This is a genomic window from Burkholderia sp. AU38729, from assembly GCF_020419725.1.
Lineage (GTDB): Bacteria > Pseudomonadota > Gammaproteobacteria > Burkholderiales > Burkholderiaceae > Burkholderia.
Genome location: NZ_JAIZQO010000001.1, coordinates 667,387 through 685,761 on the forward strand (window position 1 = coordinate 667,387; position 18,375 = coordinate 685,761).

At 65.3% G+C, this 18,375-nt stretch carries 15 protein-coding genes; 10 read left to right on the forward strand and 5 right to left on the reverse strand.

Annotation, left to right across the window (positions count from 1 at the left end):
• Nucleotides 1-11: 11 nt before the first annotated feature.
• From LGM56_RS02945 to tssJ, 5 genes are read left to right on the forward strand one after another with little or no spacing between them, the layout of a single operon-like run.
• On the forward strand, nt 12-278 hold the full coding sequence (locus tag LGM56_RS02945; RefSeq protein ID WP_175842382.1) for a PAAR domain-containing protein: 267 nt from the start codon (nt 12-14) through the stop codon (nt 276-278).
• On the forward strand, nt 278-1,600 hold the full coding sequence (locus LGM56_RS02950) for a hypothetical protein (RefSeq protein ID WP_226202725.1): 1,323 nt from the start codon (nt 278-280) through the stop codon (nt 1,598-1,600). The genes LGM56_RS02945 and LGM56_RS02950 overlap by 1 nt, the downstream gene beginning before the upstream one ends.
• Entirely contained in the window at nt 1,566-5,105 is a 3,540-nt protein-coding gene (locus LGM56_RS02955; protein ID WP_226202727.1) for an ImcF-related family protein, read from the forward strand. The genes LGM56_RS02950 and LGM56_RS02955 overlap by 35 nt, the downstream gene beginning before the upstream one ends.
• The gene (gene tssF, locus LGM56_RS02960; RefSeq protein ID WP_226202729.1) at nt 5,102-6,952 is read left to right on the forward strand and encodes a type VI secretion system baseplate subunit TssF; all 1,851 of its coding nucleotides are present in this window, start codon (nt 5,102-5,104) and stop codon (nt 6,950-6,952) included. Before LGM56_RS02955 ends, tssF begins: the two co-directional genes overlap by 4 nt.
• A gap of 17 nt (nt 6,953-6,969) precedes the next feature.
• Nucleotides 6,970-7,479: a type VI secretion system lipoprotein TssJ gene (gene tssJ, locus LGM56_RS02965; RefSeq protein WP_226202731.1), complete on the forward strand. Its 510-nt coding sequence runs from the start codon at nt 6,970-6,972 to the stop codon at nt 7,477-7,479.
• Nucleotides 7,480-7,591: 112 nt separating this feature from the next.
• Here the strand turns inward: tssJ and LGM56_RS02970 are convergent, their stop codons facing one another.
• The gene (locus LGM56_RS02970) at nt 7,592-8,470 is read right to left on the reverse strand and encodes a MurR/RpiR family transcriptional regulator (protein WP_264170795.1); all 879 of its coding nucleotides are present in this window, start codon (nt 8,468-8,470) and stop codon (nt 7,592-7,594) included.
• A gap of 363 nt (nt 8,471-8,833) precedes the next feature.
• Here LGM56_RS02970 and ggt point away from each other — a divergent pair, with 363 nt between their 5' ends.
• Nucleotides 8,834-10,585, forward strand: coding sequence for a gamma-glutamyltransferase (ggt, locus tag LGM56_RS02975; RefSeq protein ID WP_226202735.1), 1,752 nt, complete (start codon nt 8,834-8,836; stop codon nt 10,583-10,585).
• A gap of 234 nt (nt 10,586-10,819) precedes the next feature.
• Nucleotides 10,820-12,148, forward strand: a complete 1,329-nt coding sequence (locus LGM56_RS02980; protein ID WP_089458535.1) for a dicarboxylate/amino acid:cation symporter — start codon at nt 10,820-10,822, stop codon at nt 12,146-12,148.
• Nucleotides 12,149-12,177: 29 nt separating this feature from the next.
• Here LGM56_RS02980 and LGM56_RS02985 read toward each other — a convergent pair whose 3' ends face one another.
• Both LGM56_RS02985 and LGM56_RS02990 read right to left on the reverse strand, forming a co-directional pair.
• A complete protein-coding gene (locus LGM56_RS02985; protein WP_226202737.1) occupies nt 12,178-12,576 on the reverse strand; it encodes a DUF3331 domain-containing protein in 399 nt (132 codons plus the stop codon).
• A 44-nt stretch (nt 12,577-12,620) separates the two neighbouring features.
• Nucleotides 12,621-13,913: an NAD(P)/FAD-dependent oxidoreductase gene (locus tag LGM56_RS02990; RefSeq protein WP_226202739.1), complete on the reverse strand. Its 1,293-nt coding sequence runs from the start codon at nt 13,911-13,913 to the stop codon at nt 12,621-12,623.
• Nucleotides 13,914-14,062: 149 nt separating this feature from the next.
• Between LGM56_RS02990 and LGM56_RS02995 the strand changes: the two genes are divergently transcribed.
• Nucleotides 14,063-14,716: a TetR/AcrR family transcriptional regulator gene (locus LGM56_RS02995; protein WP_089475174.1), complete on the forward strand. Its 654-nt coding sequence runs from the start codon at nt 14,063-14,065 to the stop codon at nt 14,714-14,716.
• Between the two features lie 24 nt (nt 14,717-14,740).
• Here LGM56_RS02995 and LGM56_RS03000 read toward each other — a convergent pair whose 3' ends face one another.
• Entirely contained in the window at nt 14,741-15,652 is a 912-nt protein-coding gene (locus LGM56_RS03000) for a LysR family transcriptional regulator (RefSeq protein WP_226202741.1), read from the reverse strand.
• 108 nt (nt 15,653-15,760) lie between these two features.
• Between LGM56_RS03000 and LGM56_RS03005 the strand changes: the two genes are divergently transcribed.
• On the forward strand, nt 15,761-16,522 hold the full coding sequence (locus LGM56_RS03005) for an SDR family NAD(P)-dependent oxidoreductase (protein WP_089496607.1): 762 nt from the start codon (nt 15,761-15,763) through the stop codon (nt 16,520-16,522).
• Between the two features lie 58 nt (nt 16,523-16,580).
• On the opposite strand, the gene soxR is transcribed toward LGM56_RS03005, so the two are convergent.
• A complete protein-coding gene (gene soxR / locus LGM56_RS03010) occupies nt 16,581-17,060 on the reverse strand; it encodes a redox-sensitive transcriptional activator SoxR (protein ID WP_124585397.1) in 480 nt (159 codons plus the stop codon).
• Between the two features lie 80 nt (nt 17,061-17,140).
• Here soxR and LGM56_RS03015 point away from each other — a divergent pair, with 80 nt between their 5' ends.
• Nucleotides 17,141-18,370, forward strand: a complete 1,230-nt coding sequence (locus LGM56_RS03015) for an efflux RND transporter periplasmic adaptor subunit (RefSeq protein WP_089496608.1) — start codon at nt 17,141-17,143, stop codon at nt 18,368-18,370.
• The last annotated feature ends 5 nt before the right edge of the window (nt 18,371-18,375 follow it).

Below are 18,375 nucleotides of genomic sequence, written 5' to 3' on the forward strand. Positions count from 1 at the left end.
TAAGTGGCGACATGAATAGAAAATCACCCATCCGACAAGGCGACAAACTCGAACACGGCGGCGAAGTCACCGGTGGCTCACCATGGACGACATTCATGGGTATGCCGCTTGCCCGCAAGGGCGATGAGGCGACTTGCAATCTGCATGGCCCAACCTTTATCGACGAAGGCGCCAACAAGTTTCCCGATCGCGACAACAAGCCATTCGCGCTGGACGGCCATCGCTGCGCATGCGGTTGTCGGTTGATCTCGTCGCTGCCGAACGTCCACTTCGAATAATGCCCGTCGACCTCTCTCAGGCGGGGCTCCCGAACGCCTATCCGAGTCGCCCGCGCTTCTGGCCGTGGTGGTTCTGCGTCTGGTTGGCCTGCGCGGTGCTCGGAGCGGCCACCACTCTGCTGATTTGGCCAAAGGGTGAGCGGGCGGGCGGCCCATGGTTCTGGATCTGCGTTGTCGGTATCCCGAACGGCTTTTTCGGCTTTCTGTTCGCGATCGAGCGCGCTCGCTATGAGGCTATGTGGTACCGCGCATACCACCGCAACCTCTATCGCGACCGATGGCTGGCGGAGCGCATCCGTGTCGCGCAGCAGCCGCTTCGGGTGCTGGGCGTCGGCTATTGCTTGCCCTTGAACGACCAGACGCTTGCACAGGCGATCGATGCGGGGGTGCGTTTGCCGCGACAGCAGCAGCCCCGTTTGGGCGCGGGTGTCGTTGAGCATTGCCGCTTTGACGACCCGTTGGAACTATCCGACGAAGCCGACGTGGCCGACCCGACCGAGGGGAGCGACGCCGTAGCGGATACGCCTCCAAAGCGACCCGTTACCCAACTCACACTCAGGATCGCCGAAGCGCTCGAACCGCTTGCTGGGAGCCTCCACGTGCTCACGCACTACGAAGCCGCCTACTGGCCCAAAGTGCGTGTACTGGCCGAACCCGGCGACGAAGCTTTGCGCGAGCAGGAAATGCACGACGCGTTGCAGTTGGCCGGTTTGCCGCTGCTCGAGGTGTCAGTCGTACCGGCTGCGCACGGTTTACTGATCGCGGACGCATGGCTCGACACCCGCGACGCATGCCCGCTGCTCGTGATCGCAACGGCATGGCACGAGGCGCGGCCACCGAACGGCAGCACGGAGGGATGCGTCGCGATGCTGCTCGACGCCGGCTTTTATGCTCTACCCGAAGGTGTACACGCATTGGCGACCCTGCATCGCCCCGTCGAGGGCAACGCCGACGAAATCGAATACGGTTTCGCTAATGCCGTGATCTGGGGCAAATCAGATGTCACTGCCGTGACGCGTGCCTGGGTCACCCGTGCCGTCAAGCGTTGCAATCAGGGGCTGCGCATCGCGAACCTTGAGGTACTTGCGAACAGCGAGGCCCAATGTGATCTCGCCTACATCGTGGGCGATTTTGGCAGTGCGAGCGGATGGCTGTCCGTCGCAGCCGCTACCGAATGTGGTGCTGTGGATGCGCCACAGCTGATCATCGATGGTGAGCAGTCCGCCGTCATTCATGTGCTTCCCGGTCCACGCGGGAAGGATTCTTCATTGCCTGGACACGCTCAGCATGACCGATCCGAAACTGACCTTGCGATCGCTTGACGCAGCACCCGCTGCAGCGTCTGCGCCCTCCGGACGCATCGCACTCTGGGGCGTGGTTGTTGCCGCGCTGATTGTCGCGGCGTGCGCAATTGGCCTCGTATGGAGCCGGGGCGACCTGTTCGATCTCGCGCCCGGTGTGGCACGTATGCAAGTGGTGATCGTCATCGTCATCGCGCTGATTGTCTTCGTCGCCGTACATCTTTGCCTGTTTTTTATCGGTGCATACACCATTGCCGGACGGACGTTTCGCAGGGATATCGGCGACGCGACGAAGGCGCAGAAGTCGTTGAAATTCGACGTCCGTCTGCAACGCGTGGCCGAGGAACTGCGCGCCTCGCGGGGCAGGCTCTGGCGATACCGATCACCGTGGCTGATGGTGAGCGGCGCGGATACATTGATCGACCAGGTCGCACCGGGCCTGAAGCGAGCGGGTGCGATACCCGTCGGCAACACGATTCTCGTGCACGTGGCACCGGACGGCATCGAGGCTGGCGCATGGCGCCGACAGATCCGTAAGCTGCGGGGCCGGCGGCCGGTCGACAGCATTGTGCAGGTTACGCATGCGGACGATCGCGATACCGAATTGCCGCGTGCACTCGCCGCGCTTGTGACCGACATCGGCTGCGCCGCGCCTGTCACGCTCCTGCACGCAGTGCCCACGCAGGGAGATCGACCCGATACGTTCGAGCCGATCGGTGCATTTCCCGGGCTGGCGTACAAGGGAGGGCGGTCGGCGCCGACATTACGCGATCAGCTTGCCGAGATCGAGCGTGGGACGGCGGATGCAGGTGTTCGCCTGTGTACAGCGCCTACACGCATCACCTGCCTAGCTGAAATCTCACAATACATCGGGAAGCAGCACGAAGATATCGTCGCCAGCTGGCAAACGCTCCTGGGTTCACCCTGGCTGCGCACACCGCTGGCGGGCGTGATGTTCGCGCCCGTATTTGCGACAACGGCGGCAATGCCGACGCCAGTGCCGGTCACCGTGGACGGGAGCGCGACAGTTCCGAGCGTCCCGATCGAGCTCCCGCCGCAACCGGCCGCTCTGCTGCCAGCATGGCACGCAATCGCCAGTCGGAGGCGCATTGGTCGGCGCGTGGGATTCTACTGGCCGAACGCGCTGGCGACGTGCTTGATCGTTGCGACCATCGCGTGGTGCGCATGGATGTCCGTGTCGTTCATCGCCAACCAGCGGCTCATGCGAGATGCGCGGGCAGCAGCGAGCGCGGCGGTCGACGCGCGGCCCCAGACGGCCGCCGCGTGGCGCGCGCAACTGGCGCTGCAACAGGTGATGGAAACGCTCGAATACCGGCAGCAGCATGGCGTACCGTGGTACTTGCGGGCGGGTTTGTCGCGTAATGACGATATCCTTGACGGTCTCTGGCAACCGTATCAGGTAGCGGCGACCCGCAACCTGCAGACGCCTGTCGTGCAAACGATCGGCAAGCTGCTGCAGGCCGCGGATCAGGCGCGCGCCGACAGCCTTCAATCGCAGGACACGCGGGGCAGCACCTACAACGCGCTCAAGACCTACCTGATGCTCGGCGATCCGTCGCGGGCCGATTCAGCGTTTCTGAAGCGCTTGCTCGTGGCACTTTGGCCGCGCCCCGTGGAGATGCCGCTGGGCGAGCGTGACGATACCGGCCGACGGCTCGCAGAGTTTTACGCCGATCACCTGAAAGCGCATCCCCAATGGCGAATTGAGACGGACGATCAACTCGTGACAGCGACTCGCAACATGCTGGTCACGCAGATAGGACTCGCGTCGGCTGACGACACGGTGTATCAGCGCATTCTCGACGATGTCAAGAACAAATACGCCGACGTGTCGCTTGAAACGCTCCTGAATGGCGCCGATGCGCGAGGGATGTTTGTGGCGTCGCAGACAGTACCCGGAATCTATACGCGTGCGGCGTGGGACGGCATGATCGCCACGGCGATCGACAAGGCTGCCGGCGAGCGCCAGCTCAGCAGCGATTGGGTGCTGACCGGCAATCAGCCGCGGCAGACAACTGGTAACCCGCTCGCGCCCGGTGCGATCCAGACCACGACGATCGTGGACGAGAAACGTGCAGGCGAGGAACTGAAGCAGCGATTGACGGCACGCTATTTCGGCGAGTACACGGCCGCATGGCAGCGCATGCTCAACAGTATGCAGTGGCAACCGACGTCCAATCTCAGTGGCGCGATAGAACAGCTTTCTCGACTGGCGGATGCACAGACTTCGCCGTTGATCGCATTGATGAAATCCGTGCAATATCAAGCGCAGGCGGGGCGGCCGTCACAGGCGCTGGCCGATACGCTGGTAAGAAAGGCGCAGAATCTGATCGGGACCGACGAGGACGCGTCGACCGTCGTCTATCCGCTCGACAAGCCGTTTGGACCACTGCTGGTGCTGATGGGCGAAACGAATGCGTCACCTGCCGCTGCAAACGGGAAGGGCAGCGCACCAGCCAACATCGCGCTAAGCGGCGTGAGCCTGTCGCGTTACCTGACGGCGGTCACGATGATGCGGCTGAAGCTGCAACAGATCGCGAGCAGTCCTGACGCGCAGGCAATGGCGCGCACGCTCGCGCAGGCAGTGTTCCAAGGCAAGTTGTCGGAATTGTCCCAGGCGCGCGATGACGCGGCGCTCACGGCCGCGAGCCTGGGGGCGGCGTGGGCGGGGTTCGGCGATGCGATGTTTGCGCAGCCGCTCGAGTCCGCGTGGCAGACGATCCTGCAACCGGCCGCAGCGGGCCTGAATGACGCGTGGCGAGCCAGTGTTGCCGCGCCGTTCAACGCGGCGATGAACGGCCGCTATCCATTCTTCGATACGCAGGCCGATGCGTCCTTCGCGGAGCTTGGCCGCTATGTGCGGCCCGATACCGGATCGATTTCGCGTTTCGTCACGACACAGCTGGCTGGCGTGATGAAACTCGAGGGCGACCATTGGGCGCCAAACGAGCTGGCACCGCAGGCGTTGCAGTTCGACCCGAAGTTCCTGAGCGCCCTCCGGCAATTGTCGACGATTGGCGCGCAGCTCTACCTGCAGGGCGACGCGCGGGAAAAATTCGAAGTGATGGCGCTGCCGACACCGAAAGTGACGCGCTCGGAATTGTCGGTCGACGGCAAGCAGATCGTCTATTTCAATCAGCAGGAGCGCTGGACGTCGCTTACGTGGCCCGGCAATGGCCTGAACGGGCACGCTGGGCTCACATGGCAGACGCTCAACGCGGGCTTGCGGCAGGCGTTCGATTCGACTGGAGATTGGGCGTTCCTGCGTCTGCTGAGCAAGGCTGACATCAAGCAGCTTGATAGCACGCGCTATCGGCTCACGTGGAATGGCGGGAACGACGAGCCGCTGTCGTACGTGTTGCGCACGCAGGTCGGTGCCGGGCCGATCGACCTGTTGAAACTACGCGGGTTCCGCATGCCTGAGCGCATTTTCATCGTCGGCAAGGCGGGCGTCGCATCGACGATGCCGCTCCTGCCGCCGCTGCCACCGGATCTCCAGCCATGAGTGAAGACAAAAACAAACCGACGATGCCTGAAGGAGGCGGTTTCAGCGCGGAGGACGACCCGTACCTGCGCTACTTCGATGCGGAGATGCGTTACCTGCGCGAAGCGGGGAGGGAATTTGCGAAATCCCAGCCGCATGTCGCGCGCCGCGTGGGGATGTCGATGCTCGGCGCGCGCCACGACAGTGTGGAGCAGACTTACGAGGGTTTCGCATTCCTCACGAGCCGGCTGCGAATGAAGCTCGACGACGCGCTACCGGAAATCACCGATCCGCTGGTCGATCACCTGTGGCCACATGCCGGCCGCACGATTCCGTCGCTGGCAATCCTCGAGTGTATGCCGCGCACCGGCGAGGCGCGAATTCTCGATACATTGCCGCCGGGGTTGCAGGTACGTTCGACGCCGGTTGGACCGGACGGGACGATATGTGTTTATCGAACCACTCAGGCGATACGCCTGCTGCCGCTCTCCGTTCGCGATGCGGGCGCGCGCATGCGCGAGGACGGTCGTACGGTGATCCGGCTCGTGTTTGACTTGCTGCACCGCGAGCAGCGGTTGCTGGACGACCTGTCGCGTATCCGGCTATACCTGCATGGCGACCGACCGACTGCATCGGCGCTGTACGGCGTTTTCACGCGCCAGGTCGAGTCGATCGGCGTGCGCATGCCGCGCATACTCGACGGCCAGTTGCAACCACGGCCGGCAATGTCTATCGAGGCGGCTGGCTTTGGCACGCAGGCGCGACTGTGGCCGATCGATCTCGACGTGCGCGACGCCAATCTCGACCGCGAGCAGACGATGCTCGAATATTTCGCGTTCCCCGAGAAGTTTCACTTCGTCGACTTGTGCGGTTTCGACGCGGCCAGTGTGCCACCTGGCGAAACGCGCCTTGAATTCGATATCGTGATCCGGGATCGGATACCTGGTGACGTCACGTTCGGCGCGGACAACATCCGGCTATTCTGCACGCCGGTGATCAATCTGTTCGAACTGGATGCGCAGGCAATCCGGCCCAACGTACACGACCGTGACTATCCGGTGTGCGCCCCGGCGTCAGCGGGCGAGCACGTCGAGCCGTACGACGTACTGTCGGTAGTGGCAAACGATCCACGCACCGCCAGGCAATACACCTATCAGTCGATCAAGGAATTCCGGCACCGGGGCGGGATGATCCGATACGAGTCGCCGGATCGGTACTACCACTCATTGGTTCGGCAGGGCGTGACGGGCCGGCGCGAGATGGTCGTGACGTTAGGCGGGCATCTCTGGGACGAACCCGGCAGCTTGCCGGATGCGTACGTAACGGTTCGGGTGTTGGCAAACAACGGGCGCTTGCCGCGGATGGCGCTGCGTGAATCGATGATCAACACGCCTGCTTCGAATTTCAATGGCGTCGAACGCGTGCGCAATCTGACGGCCCCGACGATGCCGCTGTATCCCCCGCGCGGCGGGGACTATCACTGGCGCGTGATTTCTCACTTCAATGGTGCTGGCACAACCGAGCTGAACATGATGGACGCGAACGTGCTGCGCGGCGCACTGTCGTTGTACGACTGGACGCGACAGGACGATAACCGGCGACGTATCGAGGCGATTCATTACGTCTGGCTCGACGAGGAAACGGAACTGGCAGGCGCGCGTGTCGACCGCATCGTGAATGTGAACGTCGGTATCGAGCCGGCGGGTTTCGCCGGACCGGGCGACGTTGCGCTGTTTGGAAACGTACTCAGCCGCTTCGTAGGCCGCTATGCGAGTTTCCATTTTGCGGTGCGGCTCGTTCTGTATGAAGGCGTGGGCGGTCCGATCCGGCGCTATCCATGCTCGCTCAAAACGGGAGATTGGTTGTGACACCACGAACATATCGGATGATGCGAAGCGTTCGTTTGGCGAGCGCCGTTGCGCTGACGGCAGTGTTGTTGGCCGGCTGCGGCACGTGGCAATCGGTGAAGGAGACGACTGTCGACGTGACGCGAGCGATTTTCGTCGCGAAGGTCAAGCAGATGAATCTCGTCGTCGAGAGCCGTTCCGCACTCAACCAGAACGACCAAGGAGAGTCCCTGCCGGTTGTGATGCGCGTCTACCAGTTAAAGGATGCGAAGGTTTTCGAGCGTGCCGCTTACTTCGAGCTGATCGACCACGACAGGGTGTTGCTGAGTGCCGATTTGCTCGGCAGTAAGGAGGTCATGCTTGCGCCTGATGCCACGGTGCGGCTATCCGTGCCAATGGAGGATGACGCGAAAATAGTGGGTATTGCCGGGTTCTTTCGTGATCAGGGCGGTGCCGAGTGGCAACTGACGATTCCGAAGTCGCAGTGGAAGAAGACGGACCCCGTCAAGCTGGTCGTGAGGAGCAACCGCATGGAGCTGGTGCCGTGAGCGCAACATCGCGAAGATTGTTGGCGTAACTCAAGAATGTCATGGGTTGCAGGATTTGATCAAATTCGATGGCGTCGAACGCTGAAACCCATGCCTGAATGGCGATGAGCCCTCACTCCGGCAAATCCCGCTGACTGATATCCGGCTCGCTCCCCCCGGAATTGAGATGCTCGATCTTCTCCATCCGCTGCCTTGCCATCTCCGGGAGCTGGTTCGTCACGCCGATCACGAGCGCCTCGGCGAGCGCGAGCGCCGGCACGTTCGTCTGAAGCATCGCAAACGGCTGCCCCCGAATCCGCAGCACGATCTCCGCAAATTCGCCGATCGGCGAATGCCATTCGTCCGTGATCAGCAGCACGCGCGTGCCGAGCCGATGCGCGGCCTGAGCGAACCGAATACTGTCCCGTTGATAACGTCGAAAATCGAAAATAACGAGCACGTCACCGGCCCCCATGTCCGCCAGCGCGACCGACGCGAGATTCACGTTCGGTTCGATATACTGAACATGTGGCCGCGCGTAGGCGAGGGTGAACGAAAACAGCGACGCGAGCGGCGCCGTGTAACGCCCGCCACCGCAGAAGACACGCACATCCGGATTGGCCAGCAGCGCCACCGCGGCGTCGAACGCAGCCGCATCGAGCCCTTCGATCGTGGTGGCCAGCGACTCGGACAGCCGCTGGAAGATTGCCGAATGACTGTCGCGCATGCCCGCGGCCGAGTGGAACGCATCCATCCGCGCGAGCGGCGAATTCATCGCCGTGTCGATCTCGCCGTACAGCGCCTGCTGGAACGACGAGTAATTCGGAAAGCCGATCCGGACGACGAAGCGAAACACGGTCGGATCGCTCACTTCCGCCTGTTTGGCGAAGCTCGCAATCGGCCCGAGCCCGAGACTCGGGTAGCGGTCCAGCAACGCCTGCGCGACCTTCTGTTCCGACGGCGTGAAGCTATCCATCTGGGATAACAGCAACGCCCTGATGCTCGTCCCCATCGGGCACTCCAACTCTCGTATCTGAATAACAAACGGCAGACGGGTGTCTGCCGGCGACTCCACGCATGTTAGCCGATCGACGTCAGGCGGGCCGTGCACGCCCCGCAATTAGAGGGACGCATCGCTCGGTGGACCGGCTCATTCACCATTGTAATAAAACAAACATTGAGAAACGATCCATTCGGCTGATATTCGTTCTTCGTCTAGTGATAACCCTAGGTTTTGGTGCAAAAAAGTGAGTGCTATGATCGCGGCCTCGCTGGAATGTATTGTTTATTACATGCTCGATTGCCGCGTCGACACACCCCGATGCGGCGTCGCGTTCCGGCATGCCACGGTTTTATTTGTCTGGAGGATCCCGTCATGAGGCGGCTCGTAGTACTCACCCTGTTGTCGGCCATGAGCGTGTGCGCGTTCGCCGCATCGGACCCCGCGGTCGAAGCGAAGAACGGCATGGTCGTTTCGTCGCAGCATTTCGCGTCGCAGATCGGCGTCGACATCCTGAAGGAAGGCGGTAACGCGGTGGACGCCGCGGTGGCGGTCGGCTACGCGCAGGCCGTGACCAATCCGTGCTGCGGCAACATCGGCGGCGGCGGTTTCATGACCGTCCACCTGGCCGACGGCCGCGACCGCTTCATCAATTTCCGCGAAACCGCGCCGGCCGCGGCTTCCGCGAACATGTATCTCGATGCGAAGGGCAACGTCATTCCTGACGACAGCCTGTACGGCTATCGCGCAGTGGGCGTGCCCGGCACCGTTGCCGGCCTCGATCTCGCGCAGCGCAAGTACGGCAAGCTCACGCGCAAGCAGGTGATGGAGCCGGCGATCCGGCTCGCGCGCGACGGCTTCGTGCTGACGCGTGCCGATACGGACATCCTCGACACGACGATCGACCGCTTCAAGAAGGATCCGGAAGCGGCCCGCATCTTCCTGCGGCCGGACGGCACGCCGCTGCAGCCGGGCGATCGCCTGGTGCAGAAGGACCTGGCGCGCACGCTCGAGCGCATCGCGGAGCAGGGCCCCGACGCGTTCTATCACGGCGAGATCCCGAAGATCGTCGAGGCGGCGGCCAGGAAGGGCGGCGGCCTGATCACGGCGGCGGATTTCGCGTCGTACCGTGCGCAGGACATGGCGCCGCTGACGTGCACGTATCGCGGCTACGAGTTCGTGTCGGCCCCGCCGCCGAGCTCGGGTGGCGTGACGATGTGCGAGACGCTGAACATCCTCGAAGGGTATGACATGCGCAAGCTTGGCTACCATTCGGCCGCGGCGGTGCACTACATGACCGAAGCGATGCGCCACGCGTACGAAGATCGCAACACGCTGCTCGGCGACCCGAACTTCATCGACAACCCGGTCGCGAAGCTGACGAGCAAGGACTACGCGGCGCAGATCCGCAAGAGCATCCACTCGGATACGGCGACGCCGTCGGTCGACGTGCAGCCGGGCGTCGGCGTGCACGAGAAGCCGGAGACGACCCACTATTCGATCATCGACCACGACGGCAACGCGGTATCGACGACTTACACGGTCAACGGCCGCTTCGGCGCCGTGGTCATCGCGCCGGGCACGGGCTTCTTCCTGAACGACGAGATGGACGACTTCACCGTGAAGGTCGGCGCGCAGAACCTGTTCGGTCTCGTGCAGGGCACGCGCAACTCGATCGCGCCGGGCAAGCGTCCGCTGTCGTCGATGGCGCCGACCATCGTGAAGAAGGACGGCAAGGTGTTCATGGTGGTCGGCTCGCCGGGCGGCTCGCGCATCATCACGATCACGCTGCAGACGGTGCTGAACGTGATCGACTACGGGATGACGCCGCAGGACGCGGTCACCGCGCCGCGCATCCACCACCAGTGGCTGCCCGACGAGGTCTATTACGAAACCTACGGCCTGTCGCCCGACACGCTCTCGATCCTGCGCAACATGGGCTACAAGATGGTCGAACAGACGCCGTGGGGCGCCGCCGAGCTGATCATGGTCGGCCTGCCGGGCACCGAAGCGGCGAGCCGTCAGAGTTCCGGGAACGATTCGTCGGTGTCCGGAAACGTACGGGTCGGCTTCATCTACGGCTACAACGATCCGCGCCGGCCGGCCGGCTCGGCAATCGGTTACTGACCCGAGCCGACCTGATCGCTTCATGCTGAATCGCTGCTCCGCAACGGCGCTCGCCCTCGCGCGAATGCCGTTGCGGCGACAGCACGTCGGTTCGTGGAGATCCGCGAGCCGACCAGCGCCGGCGACCGTGCCTGATACACCGGGCACGACCGGCTCGCCACGCGCGCACCCTGGCACGGCACAGGAATGCGCGCCTTTCGTCCGTCAACTTCTTCCCGTGCGTCCAATTCCGATATGAACAAACGAATGTCCGCGGCAGGCTGGATCCTGCTGGCGATGGCGGCCGGCATCCTGATCGGCTACATGATCTACACGCAGCTGCCGGACAAACAGTCGGCGGCGGAAATCGCCGGCTACATCTCGCTGGTGTCCGACGTGTTCCTGCGGCTGATCAAGATGGTGATCGGCCCGCTGGTGTTCTCGACGCTGGTCGTGGGCATCGCGCACATGGGCGACGCGTCGTCGGTGGGCCGCGTGTTCGTGAAGGCGCTCGGCTGGTTCATCACCGCGTCGCTGATCTCGCTGCTGCTCGGCCTGCTGATGGCGAATCTGCTGCGCCCGGGCGAGAACCTCGGGCTGCCGCTGCCGGATATCGGCGCGTCCGCGCATCTGGCGACGTCCAAGTTCACGCTGAAGGATTTCGTCGGCCACATGGTGCCGAAGTCGATCGCCGAGGCGATGGCGAACAACGAGATTCTGCAGATCGTCGTGTTCTCGATGTTCTTTGGGGTGGCGCTCGCGTCGCTCGGCGAACGCGGCAAGATTCTCGTCGCGGCGATCGACCAGCTCGCGCACGTGATGCTGAAGATCACCGGCTACGTGATGAAGCTCGCGCCGCTCGCGGTGCTGGCGGCGATGGCGTCGACCGTCGCGATCAACGGCCTGTCGATCCTGCTGAAGTTCGCGGTGTTCATGGGCGACTTCTACCTGAGCCTGTTCCTGCTGTGGGGCACGCTCGTCGCGGCCGGCCTGCTGTTCCTCGGCCGCCGCGTGTTCAAGCTGCTGGTGCTGATCAAGGAAGCGTTCATGCTGTCGTTCGCGACCGCGAGCTCGGAAGCCGCGTATCCGAAGATCCTCGATGCGCTCGACCGTTTCGGCGTGCGCCGCAAGATCTCGAGCTTCGTGATGCCGATGGGCTATTCGTTCAATCTCGACGGCTCGATGATGTACTGCACGTTCGCGTCGCTGTTCATCGCGCAGGCGTACGGCATTCACCTGTCGCTCGGCACGCAGGTCACGATGCTGCTGATCCTGATGCTGACGTCGAAAGGCATGGCCGGCGTGCCGCGCGCGTCGCTCGTCGTGATCGCCGCGACGCTGCACCAGTTCAACATCCCGGAAGCCGGGCTGCTGCTGATTCTGGGCGTCGATACGTTCCTCGACATGGGCCGTTCGGCCACGAACGCGGTGGGCAACTCGATCGCCAGCGCGGTGGTCGCGAAATGGGAAGGCGAGCTGATGCCGGAAGCAGAAGCCGAAGCGAATGCGGCGCGGCTGGATGCGGAAGCCGAAGCGCGCATGAACGAGGCGGTTCGCGATACGGATCGCGTCACCTCTGGCTGAAGCAGGGCCCCGGGTCGACTCCCGGGCTGTCAGGCCGCCTCGGCGGGGCGGGCCGCGTCGATGCACGCGGCCAGCACCATCGCGGCGGCGTTGCCCGGCGTCGAGCCGAGCAATTGCGGCGCATAGACGCTGTCGCCGATCTCGATCGGCTGCCCCGACAGCGCGCACACGCCGCGCTTGCGCGTGGTGAACAGCCGCCACTTCTGATAACCGTAGTGCCCGGTGCAGGCGTCGCGCCATGAAATCATCACGGTGTCGGCCGTGGGCCGCTCGAGCACGCTGATGGACGGCTTGCTCGTCACGTCCCACGACGGCAGCCGGTCGCGCGTGACGCTGCGCCGCCGCGGCGCCCCCCACGAGACGGACGGCATGTCGAAGCTGCTGATCGCGGCAACGGTCATGAGCCAGGGCGCTAAACGGTTGTTCATGTCGGTTTTCCTCGAAACGTTATGCGACACCGCCACGTGCGGTATCACGACAGGCGGATGCGCGGCTGCACGCAGCCGTTGATCCGTTCGGCGATCCACAGCAGGGTCGCCTTGGAGAAGCCGTGCAGCGCCTGCTGGTGCCGCCGGTAGAGCATCAGGTGGCTGAACTGCGCGAAACGCCCCTGGATGAAGCCGCCGCGAAAGAACCCGAACTGCCCGAGCGTGCCGAACGCGTCGTAGTCGCTGATCGACACGAGCGCGCCGAAATCGTGGAACGCGAACGGCGGAATCGGCGTGCCGTCGAGCCACGCGGGCAGGTGCATCGCGAGATGCTCGGCCTGCTGGGTCGCGACTTGCGCGGTGGGCGGCAGCGGCCGTTCGTGGCCGTCGGGCAGCAGGCTCGCGCAGTCGCCGATCGCGAACACGTGCTCGTCGCCGGTGGCCTGCAGCGTCGGCCCGACGACGATCTGGTTCGCGCGATTCGTGTCGAGTCCGTCGAGCGCCTGCATGAAATCGGGCGCCTTCACGCCGGCTGCCCACACCATCAGGTCCGCTTCCGCGAACGAACCGTCGCCGTAGTGAAAGCCGTTTGCGTCGGCCGACGTGACGCGGGTGGACGTCAGCACATGGAAGCCGATCTGTTCGAGCCGCCGCTGCGCCGACGCGGAAATCCGCGGCGGAAACGCGGCGAGGATGCGCGGGCCGCTCTCGAGCAGCGTGAGCTGCAGCCGCTCGCGCACCGTCGCGTCGCCGTACGCCTGCGCCACTTCCAGCAAGCGGCTCAGCTCCGCCGCGAGTTCCACGCCGGTCGCGCCCGCGCCGACGATCGCGACGCGGAACGGCTCGTCGCGCGCGATGCTGCGAAATACGCGCATCCGCAACGCTTCGTTGAAGGTCTCGGCCTGCTTCTGGCTGTCGATGAAGTAGCAGTGCTCGCGCACGCCCGGCACGCCGAAATCGTTGGCCTGGCTGCCGAGCGCGAGGATCAGCACGTCGTATTCGAGTTCGCGTGCGTCGAGCACGAGTTCGCCGTCCTGCGAGCGGATCTCGCCGAGCCGCACGCGGCGGCGCGCGCGATCGAGCCCCGTCAGCTCGCCGGGCTGGTACGTGTAACCGTGATCACGTGCATGGGCGAGGAAGATCACCTGTTGCTGCTGCACGTCGCGCGTACCGGCCGCGATCGTGTGCAGCATCGGCTTCCAGATGTGGGTCGGGCTGCGGTCGACGACGGTCACCTGGGCGTGCCCGGACCGGCCGAGGCGCTCGCCCAGGCGGGTGGCCAACTGCAGCCCGGCGATCCCGCCACCGACGATGACGATGCGTGTAGGGGTTGTCATGGATAAATCATCACGTGATGAATAAGGTATGATCCTAGCGCTTCCCGGCTTCGCGTGTCAACGGAGCGGGGCAGGTCACCCGGTGTTCGGCGTCGCTCGAGCGGGGCCGGAACAGGGGTATTCGAATCATTCAAGGAGAGCAGGAGAACGTGGCTGAAGTCACTGAGCGCGCGCCGGCCAAGCGGCGTATGCGAGGGCGGCCGCTGGCCGGGGCGTCCGTTGGGCCGGACGTGATATTGCGGGCCGCGCGCCGCACGTTCGCGAAGCGTGGCTACGACGCCACGAGCGTGCGCGAAGTCGCGCGCGAGCTGGGCGTCGATGCGGCGCTGATCGCGCACCATTTCGGGACGAAGGAAACGTTATGGCTGGCGGTCGTCGAGCAGATCGCCGAGCTGGCCGAGCCGATGTTCGACGCAATGCGCGCGCTGCGCACGTCGTCGCTACCACATCGCGAGCGTGTGCGGCGCGCGATCGAGCTGTGCGTCGAGCACGAGTTCGACGAGCCCGACCTGGGCATGTTTTTCTCGACGGCGGCGACCGAGGAGGGCGGGCGGCTCGACCGGTTGCAGGAGCGGCTCGTGCGCCCGTATTACGACGTGATGTTCCCGCTGCTGTCGGAGGCGGTAGAGGCCGGTGTGATCCGCCCGGTCGATCCGGCGGTGCTGTTCTTCATGATCGCGAGCGCGATCGGCACGACCGTGTCATACAGTCACATGATGCTGGAGTACACGTCGCTGCCCACGCGGCAGGACGCGTTCCGGCAGGCCGTGGTGGACATTGCATTCAACGTCGTCGGCGGCTGAGCGCCGCGCGCGTGACGCGCGCGGTCACGTCGCCAGCACCAGCCCCAGTTCGCGCACCGCGCTTCGTGCGGTCTCGCGCAACGCATCGACGAGCGGCGAGGGCGTCCGATACGCGATCGCCAGCTCGTACGCGAGCGGGCTGCCCGCATCCTTCAGTTCGCAGAACGTAATGCCTTGCGGCTGCATCGGCACGAACAGGCGCGGCATCAGCGCGACGCCGATGCCGCCCGCGACGAGCCCGGCCGTCGTCTGCATCTGGCGCGGCTGCTGGACGACGCGCGGCGCGAAGCCGGCCTGCGCGCATGCCGTCGAGATCAGCGCATGCATGCCGGGCCCGTGGTGCGCGGCAAACATGACCCACGGTTCGTCCGCCAGTTCGGCAAGCGCGATGCGCCGGCGGCGTGCGAGCCGGTGACCGTCGGGCAGCGCGGCGACCATCCGGTCGCGCAGCAGCGGCTCGACGCGCACGTCGCCCGCATCGGCCACCGGCAGCACGACGAGGCCGACGTCCGTGCGGTCCTGGCGCAGCGCGAGTACCTGCTCGGCGGTCGTGCCTTCCTCGAGCTGGAAGTCGACGTCCGGATGGCGTTCCTGGAACGCGCGGAGGATCAGCGGCAGCAGCGCGTTGACCGTGCTGTCGACGAAACGCAACCGTAGCGTGCCGCCGAGGCCGGCGCCCGCGCGGCGGGCCACGGCCACCGCGCGCTCGGCCTGTTCGAGCGCGCGCCGTGCTTCGAGCAGGAACGCATCGCCGGCCGGCGTGAGCGCCGTGCCGCGGTTGTCGCGCTCGAACAGCACGACGCCCAGCTCGTCCTCGAGCTTGCGGATCGCCGCGCTGAGCGGCGGTTGCGCCATGTGCAGCCGCTCGGCCGCACGCCGGAAACTGAGCGTCTCGGCGACCGCGATGAATTGCCTGAACTGGCGTAGATCGATCATGCGATACCTTTCGCGTATCAGTGGATCATCGAATTCGTATTTTACCTATCACACTGTGCTGCCCAGAATGGCCTTGTCATCAACGGTCGACATTCGGGAGGGCAGGTCATGACAGGGATCGAACAGCAGCGAACGGCAATCGTCACGGGCGGGTCGAGCGGGATCGGTTTCGCAATCGCGCGCCGGCTGGTGGAGGACGGGTATCGGGTCGCGATCGTCGGGCGCGACGCGGCACGGCTGGAAGCAGCCGTCGCGCGGCTTGGCGGCGCGGCGATCGGGCAGACCGCCGACCTGAGCGTGAGACGGGAGGCGGAGGCGGCGGTGGCCGCGATCATCGAGCAGTGGTCTTGCGTCGATGTGCTGGTCAACAACGCGGGGCTGACCGGCCGCGTCGGTGCGGATACCGAGGCGGGCGAGGCCGAGCGCGTGTGGGACGCCGTGCTCGACGCGAACCTGAAAAGCCTGTTCGTGACGACCCTGGCTGTGCTGCCGCATCTGGCCGAGCGTGCCGCGCGGATCGTCAACATCGGTTCGATCGCGGCGCGCGCCGGCAGCCTGCTGCCGGGTGGCCTGGCGTACGCGGCGGCGAAGGCCGGCGTCGAAGGGTTCACCGTCGCGCTCGCGCGCGAACTCGGGCCGCGCGGCGCCACGGTCAATACGGTCGCGCCCGGCTATATCGCCGACACGCGCTTCTTCGGCGAAAGCGGCGTCGCGCCGGCCATTGCGGCGACGATCCGCGAACAGACGCCGGCCGGCCGCGCCGGGCATCCGGACGATATCGCGGACGCGGTCGCGTGGCTCGCCGGGCCGCGTGCGTCGTTCGTCACCGGTGCGACGATCGCGGTGAACGGCGGCTGGCGGGTCGGGTGACGCAATCTACCCAGGTGGCTGGATGCGGCGGCATCGCGCGCCACGTCCGGCCCGCCGGTTACTCGATATCCGTGGGCGGCTTGTCGCCGAGCCAGCGGCGCGCGCCGGGCCCGTTGCGGCCTGCACGGTCCTCCGGGTTCGTCAGCTTGCAGCGCTTCAGCGACAGGCAGCCGCAGCCGATGCATTCGTCGAGGTTGATGTACAGGCGCTGCAACTCCTCGATCCGGCTCGCGACGCGCTGCTTCCAGCCGCGCGACAGCCGCTGCCAGTCCTTGTTGCTCGGCGCGGTGTCCTCGGGGAGGCTGACGAGTTGCTCGGCGATCTCGTCGAGCGAATAGCCGATCTTCTGCGCGAACACGATGAACGCGATCAATCGCAGCACCGCGCGCGAATAGTGGCGATGGCTCGAGCCGTTGCGGTGCGACTTGATAAGCCCGCGCGTCTCGTAGAACCGTAGTGTCGACGCCGGCACGCCGCTGCGCGCGGCCACTTCGCGGATCGACATCAGCGGCCATTGCGGTGTTTCCTGGATACCCATGTTGCCCCTCCGGGAAAGCTTGACTTGAAGTTAACTTCAACTTTTATGCTACGCGGCAGTTTAACCCGTCGCGAGGCATCATGCTCTCCTTTTCCCTACGCAGGACGTCGCCTTTGGGCGCGGCCTGCGCACTGCTGCTGGCGTTGTCGGGCTGTCACGACGGCAAAGGCGCATCGTCGGCTCAATCCCTTCCCGAAGTCGGCGTCGCCACCATCGCGCCCCGCACGATCCGCCTCGCGGACGAATTCAACGGACGCGTCGAAGCGGTCGACGCGGTCGAACTGCGGCCGCGCGTGAGCGGCTATCTGCAGCGTGTCGCCTACAAGGAAGGCGACGTGGTCGCGCAGGGCGCGCTGCTGTTCGAGATCGACCCGCGCCCGTACCGGATCGCGCTCGATCGCGCCAATGCGCAGCTGCAGCGGGCCCGTGCGGCCGCAAGCCTCGCGAATGTGCAGCTCAAGCGCGTGCAGACGCTGATCGATGCGCACGCGACGTCGCAGGAAGAGCTCGACAACGCGCGCGCCACCGCCGAGCAGGCGCGCGCGGACCTGCAGGCGGCCGACGCGGCCGTCGCCGATGCGAAGCTCAATCTCGGCTTCACCGAAGTGCGCGCGCCGATCGCGGGCCGCGTCGGCCGCGCGGTCGCCACCGTCGGCAACCTGGCGCGCGCGGACGACACGCTGCTGACGACCGTCGTGTCGCAGAACCCCGTCTACGTGTATTTCGACTGCGACGAACAGAGCTACCTGCGCTACAACGCGCGGCGCGCCGATCCGAAACATCGTGCGATCGGTGCCGATCCGGTGCGCGTGGGCCTCGCGAACGAGACGGGCTTCCCGCATGCGGGCACCGTCGACTTCCTCGACAACCGGCTCGATCCGCAAACCGGCACGATCCGCGCGCGCGTGCGGCTCCCGAATGCGGACCATACGTTTACGCCGGGCCTGTATGCGCGCGTGCAACTCGTCAGCGGCCGCGACCAGGATGCGCTGCTCGTCGACGACAAGGCCGTGCTCACCGACCAGGACCGCAAGTACGTGTATGTGATCGGGCCGGGCGACAAGGCGCTGCGCCGCGACGTGACGATCGGCCGCGGGGTGGAGGGCGAGCGGATCATCGAGAAGGGGATCCAGGCGGGCGACCGCGTGGTCGTCGACGGCATGCAGCGGATCTACTATCCGGGCGCGCAGGTGAAGCCGAAGACGCTGCCCGCCCGCGCCGACGCCGGTGCCGGCAACGGCGCGGGCAACGGGCCGGGCAACGGCACGCAGGCCGTCGCCGATGCCGGCGCGCCGCCGGCCGCGCAGTAACGGGA

Excerpts from the sequence above, each read along its gene's own strand:
- LGM56_RS02945 (WP_175842382.1), top strand. The coding sequence starts at position 12 with ATGAATAGAAAATCACCCATCCGACAAGGCGACAAACTCGAACACGGC.
- LGM56_RS02950 (WP_226202725.1), top strand. The coding sequence starts at position 278 with ATGCCCGTCGACCTCTCTCAGGCGGGGCTCCCGAACGCCTATCCGAGT.
- LGM56_RS02955 (WP_226202727.1), top strand. The coding sequence starts at position 1,566 with ATGACCGATCCGAAACTGACCTTGCGATCGCTTGACGCAGCACCCGCT.
- tssF (WP_226202729.1), top strand. The coding sequence starts at position 5,102 with ATGAGTGAAGACAAAAACAAACCGACGATGCCTGAAGGAGGCGGTTTC.
- tssJ (WP_226202731.1), top strand. The coding sequence starts at position 6,970 with ATGATGCGAAGCGTTCGTTTGGCGAGCGCCGTTGCGCTGACGGCAGTG.
- LGM56_RS02970 (WP_264170795.1), bottom strand. The coding sequence starts at position 8,470 with ATGGGGACGAGCATCAGGGCGTTGCTGTTATCCCAGATGGATAGCTTC.
- ggt (WP_226202735.1), top strand. The coding sequence starts at position 8,834 with ATGAGGCGGCTCGTAGTACTCACCCTGTTGTCGGCCATGAGCGTGTGC.
- LGM56_RS02980 (WP_089458535.1), top strand. The coding sequence starts at position 10,820 with ATGAACAAACGAATGTCCGCGGCAGGCTGGATCCTGCTGGCGATGGCG.
- LGM56_RS02985 (WP_226202737.1), bottom strand. The coding sequence starts at position 12,576 with ATGAACAACCGTTTAGCGCCCTGGCTCATGACCGTTGCCGCGATCAGC.
- LGM56_RS02990 (WP_226202739.1), bottom strand. The coding sequence starts at position 13,913 with ATGACAACCCCTACACGCATCGTCATCGTCGGTGGCGGGATCGCCGGG.
- LGM56_RS03000 (WP_226202741.1), bottom strand. The coding sequence starts at position 15,652 with ATGATCGATCTACGCCAGTTCAGGCAATTCATCGCGGTCGCCGAGACG.
- LGM56_RS03005 (WP_089496607.1), top strand. The coding sequence starts at position 15,761 with ATGACAGGGATCGAACAGCAGCGAACGGCAATCGTCACGGGCGGGTCG.
- soxR (WP_124585397.1), bottom strand. The coding sequence starts at position 17,060 with ATGGGTATCCAGGAAACACCGCAATGGCCGCTGATGTCGATCCGCGAA.
- LGM56_RS03015 (WP_089496608.1), top strand. The coding sequence starts at position 17,141 with ATGCTCTCCTTTTCCCTACGCAGGACGTCGCCTTTGGGCGCGGCCTGC.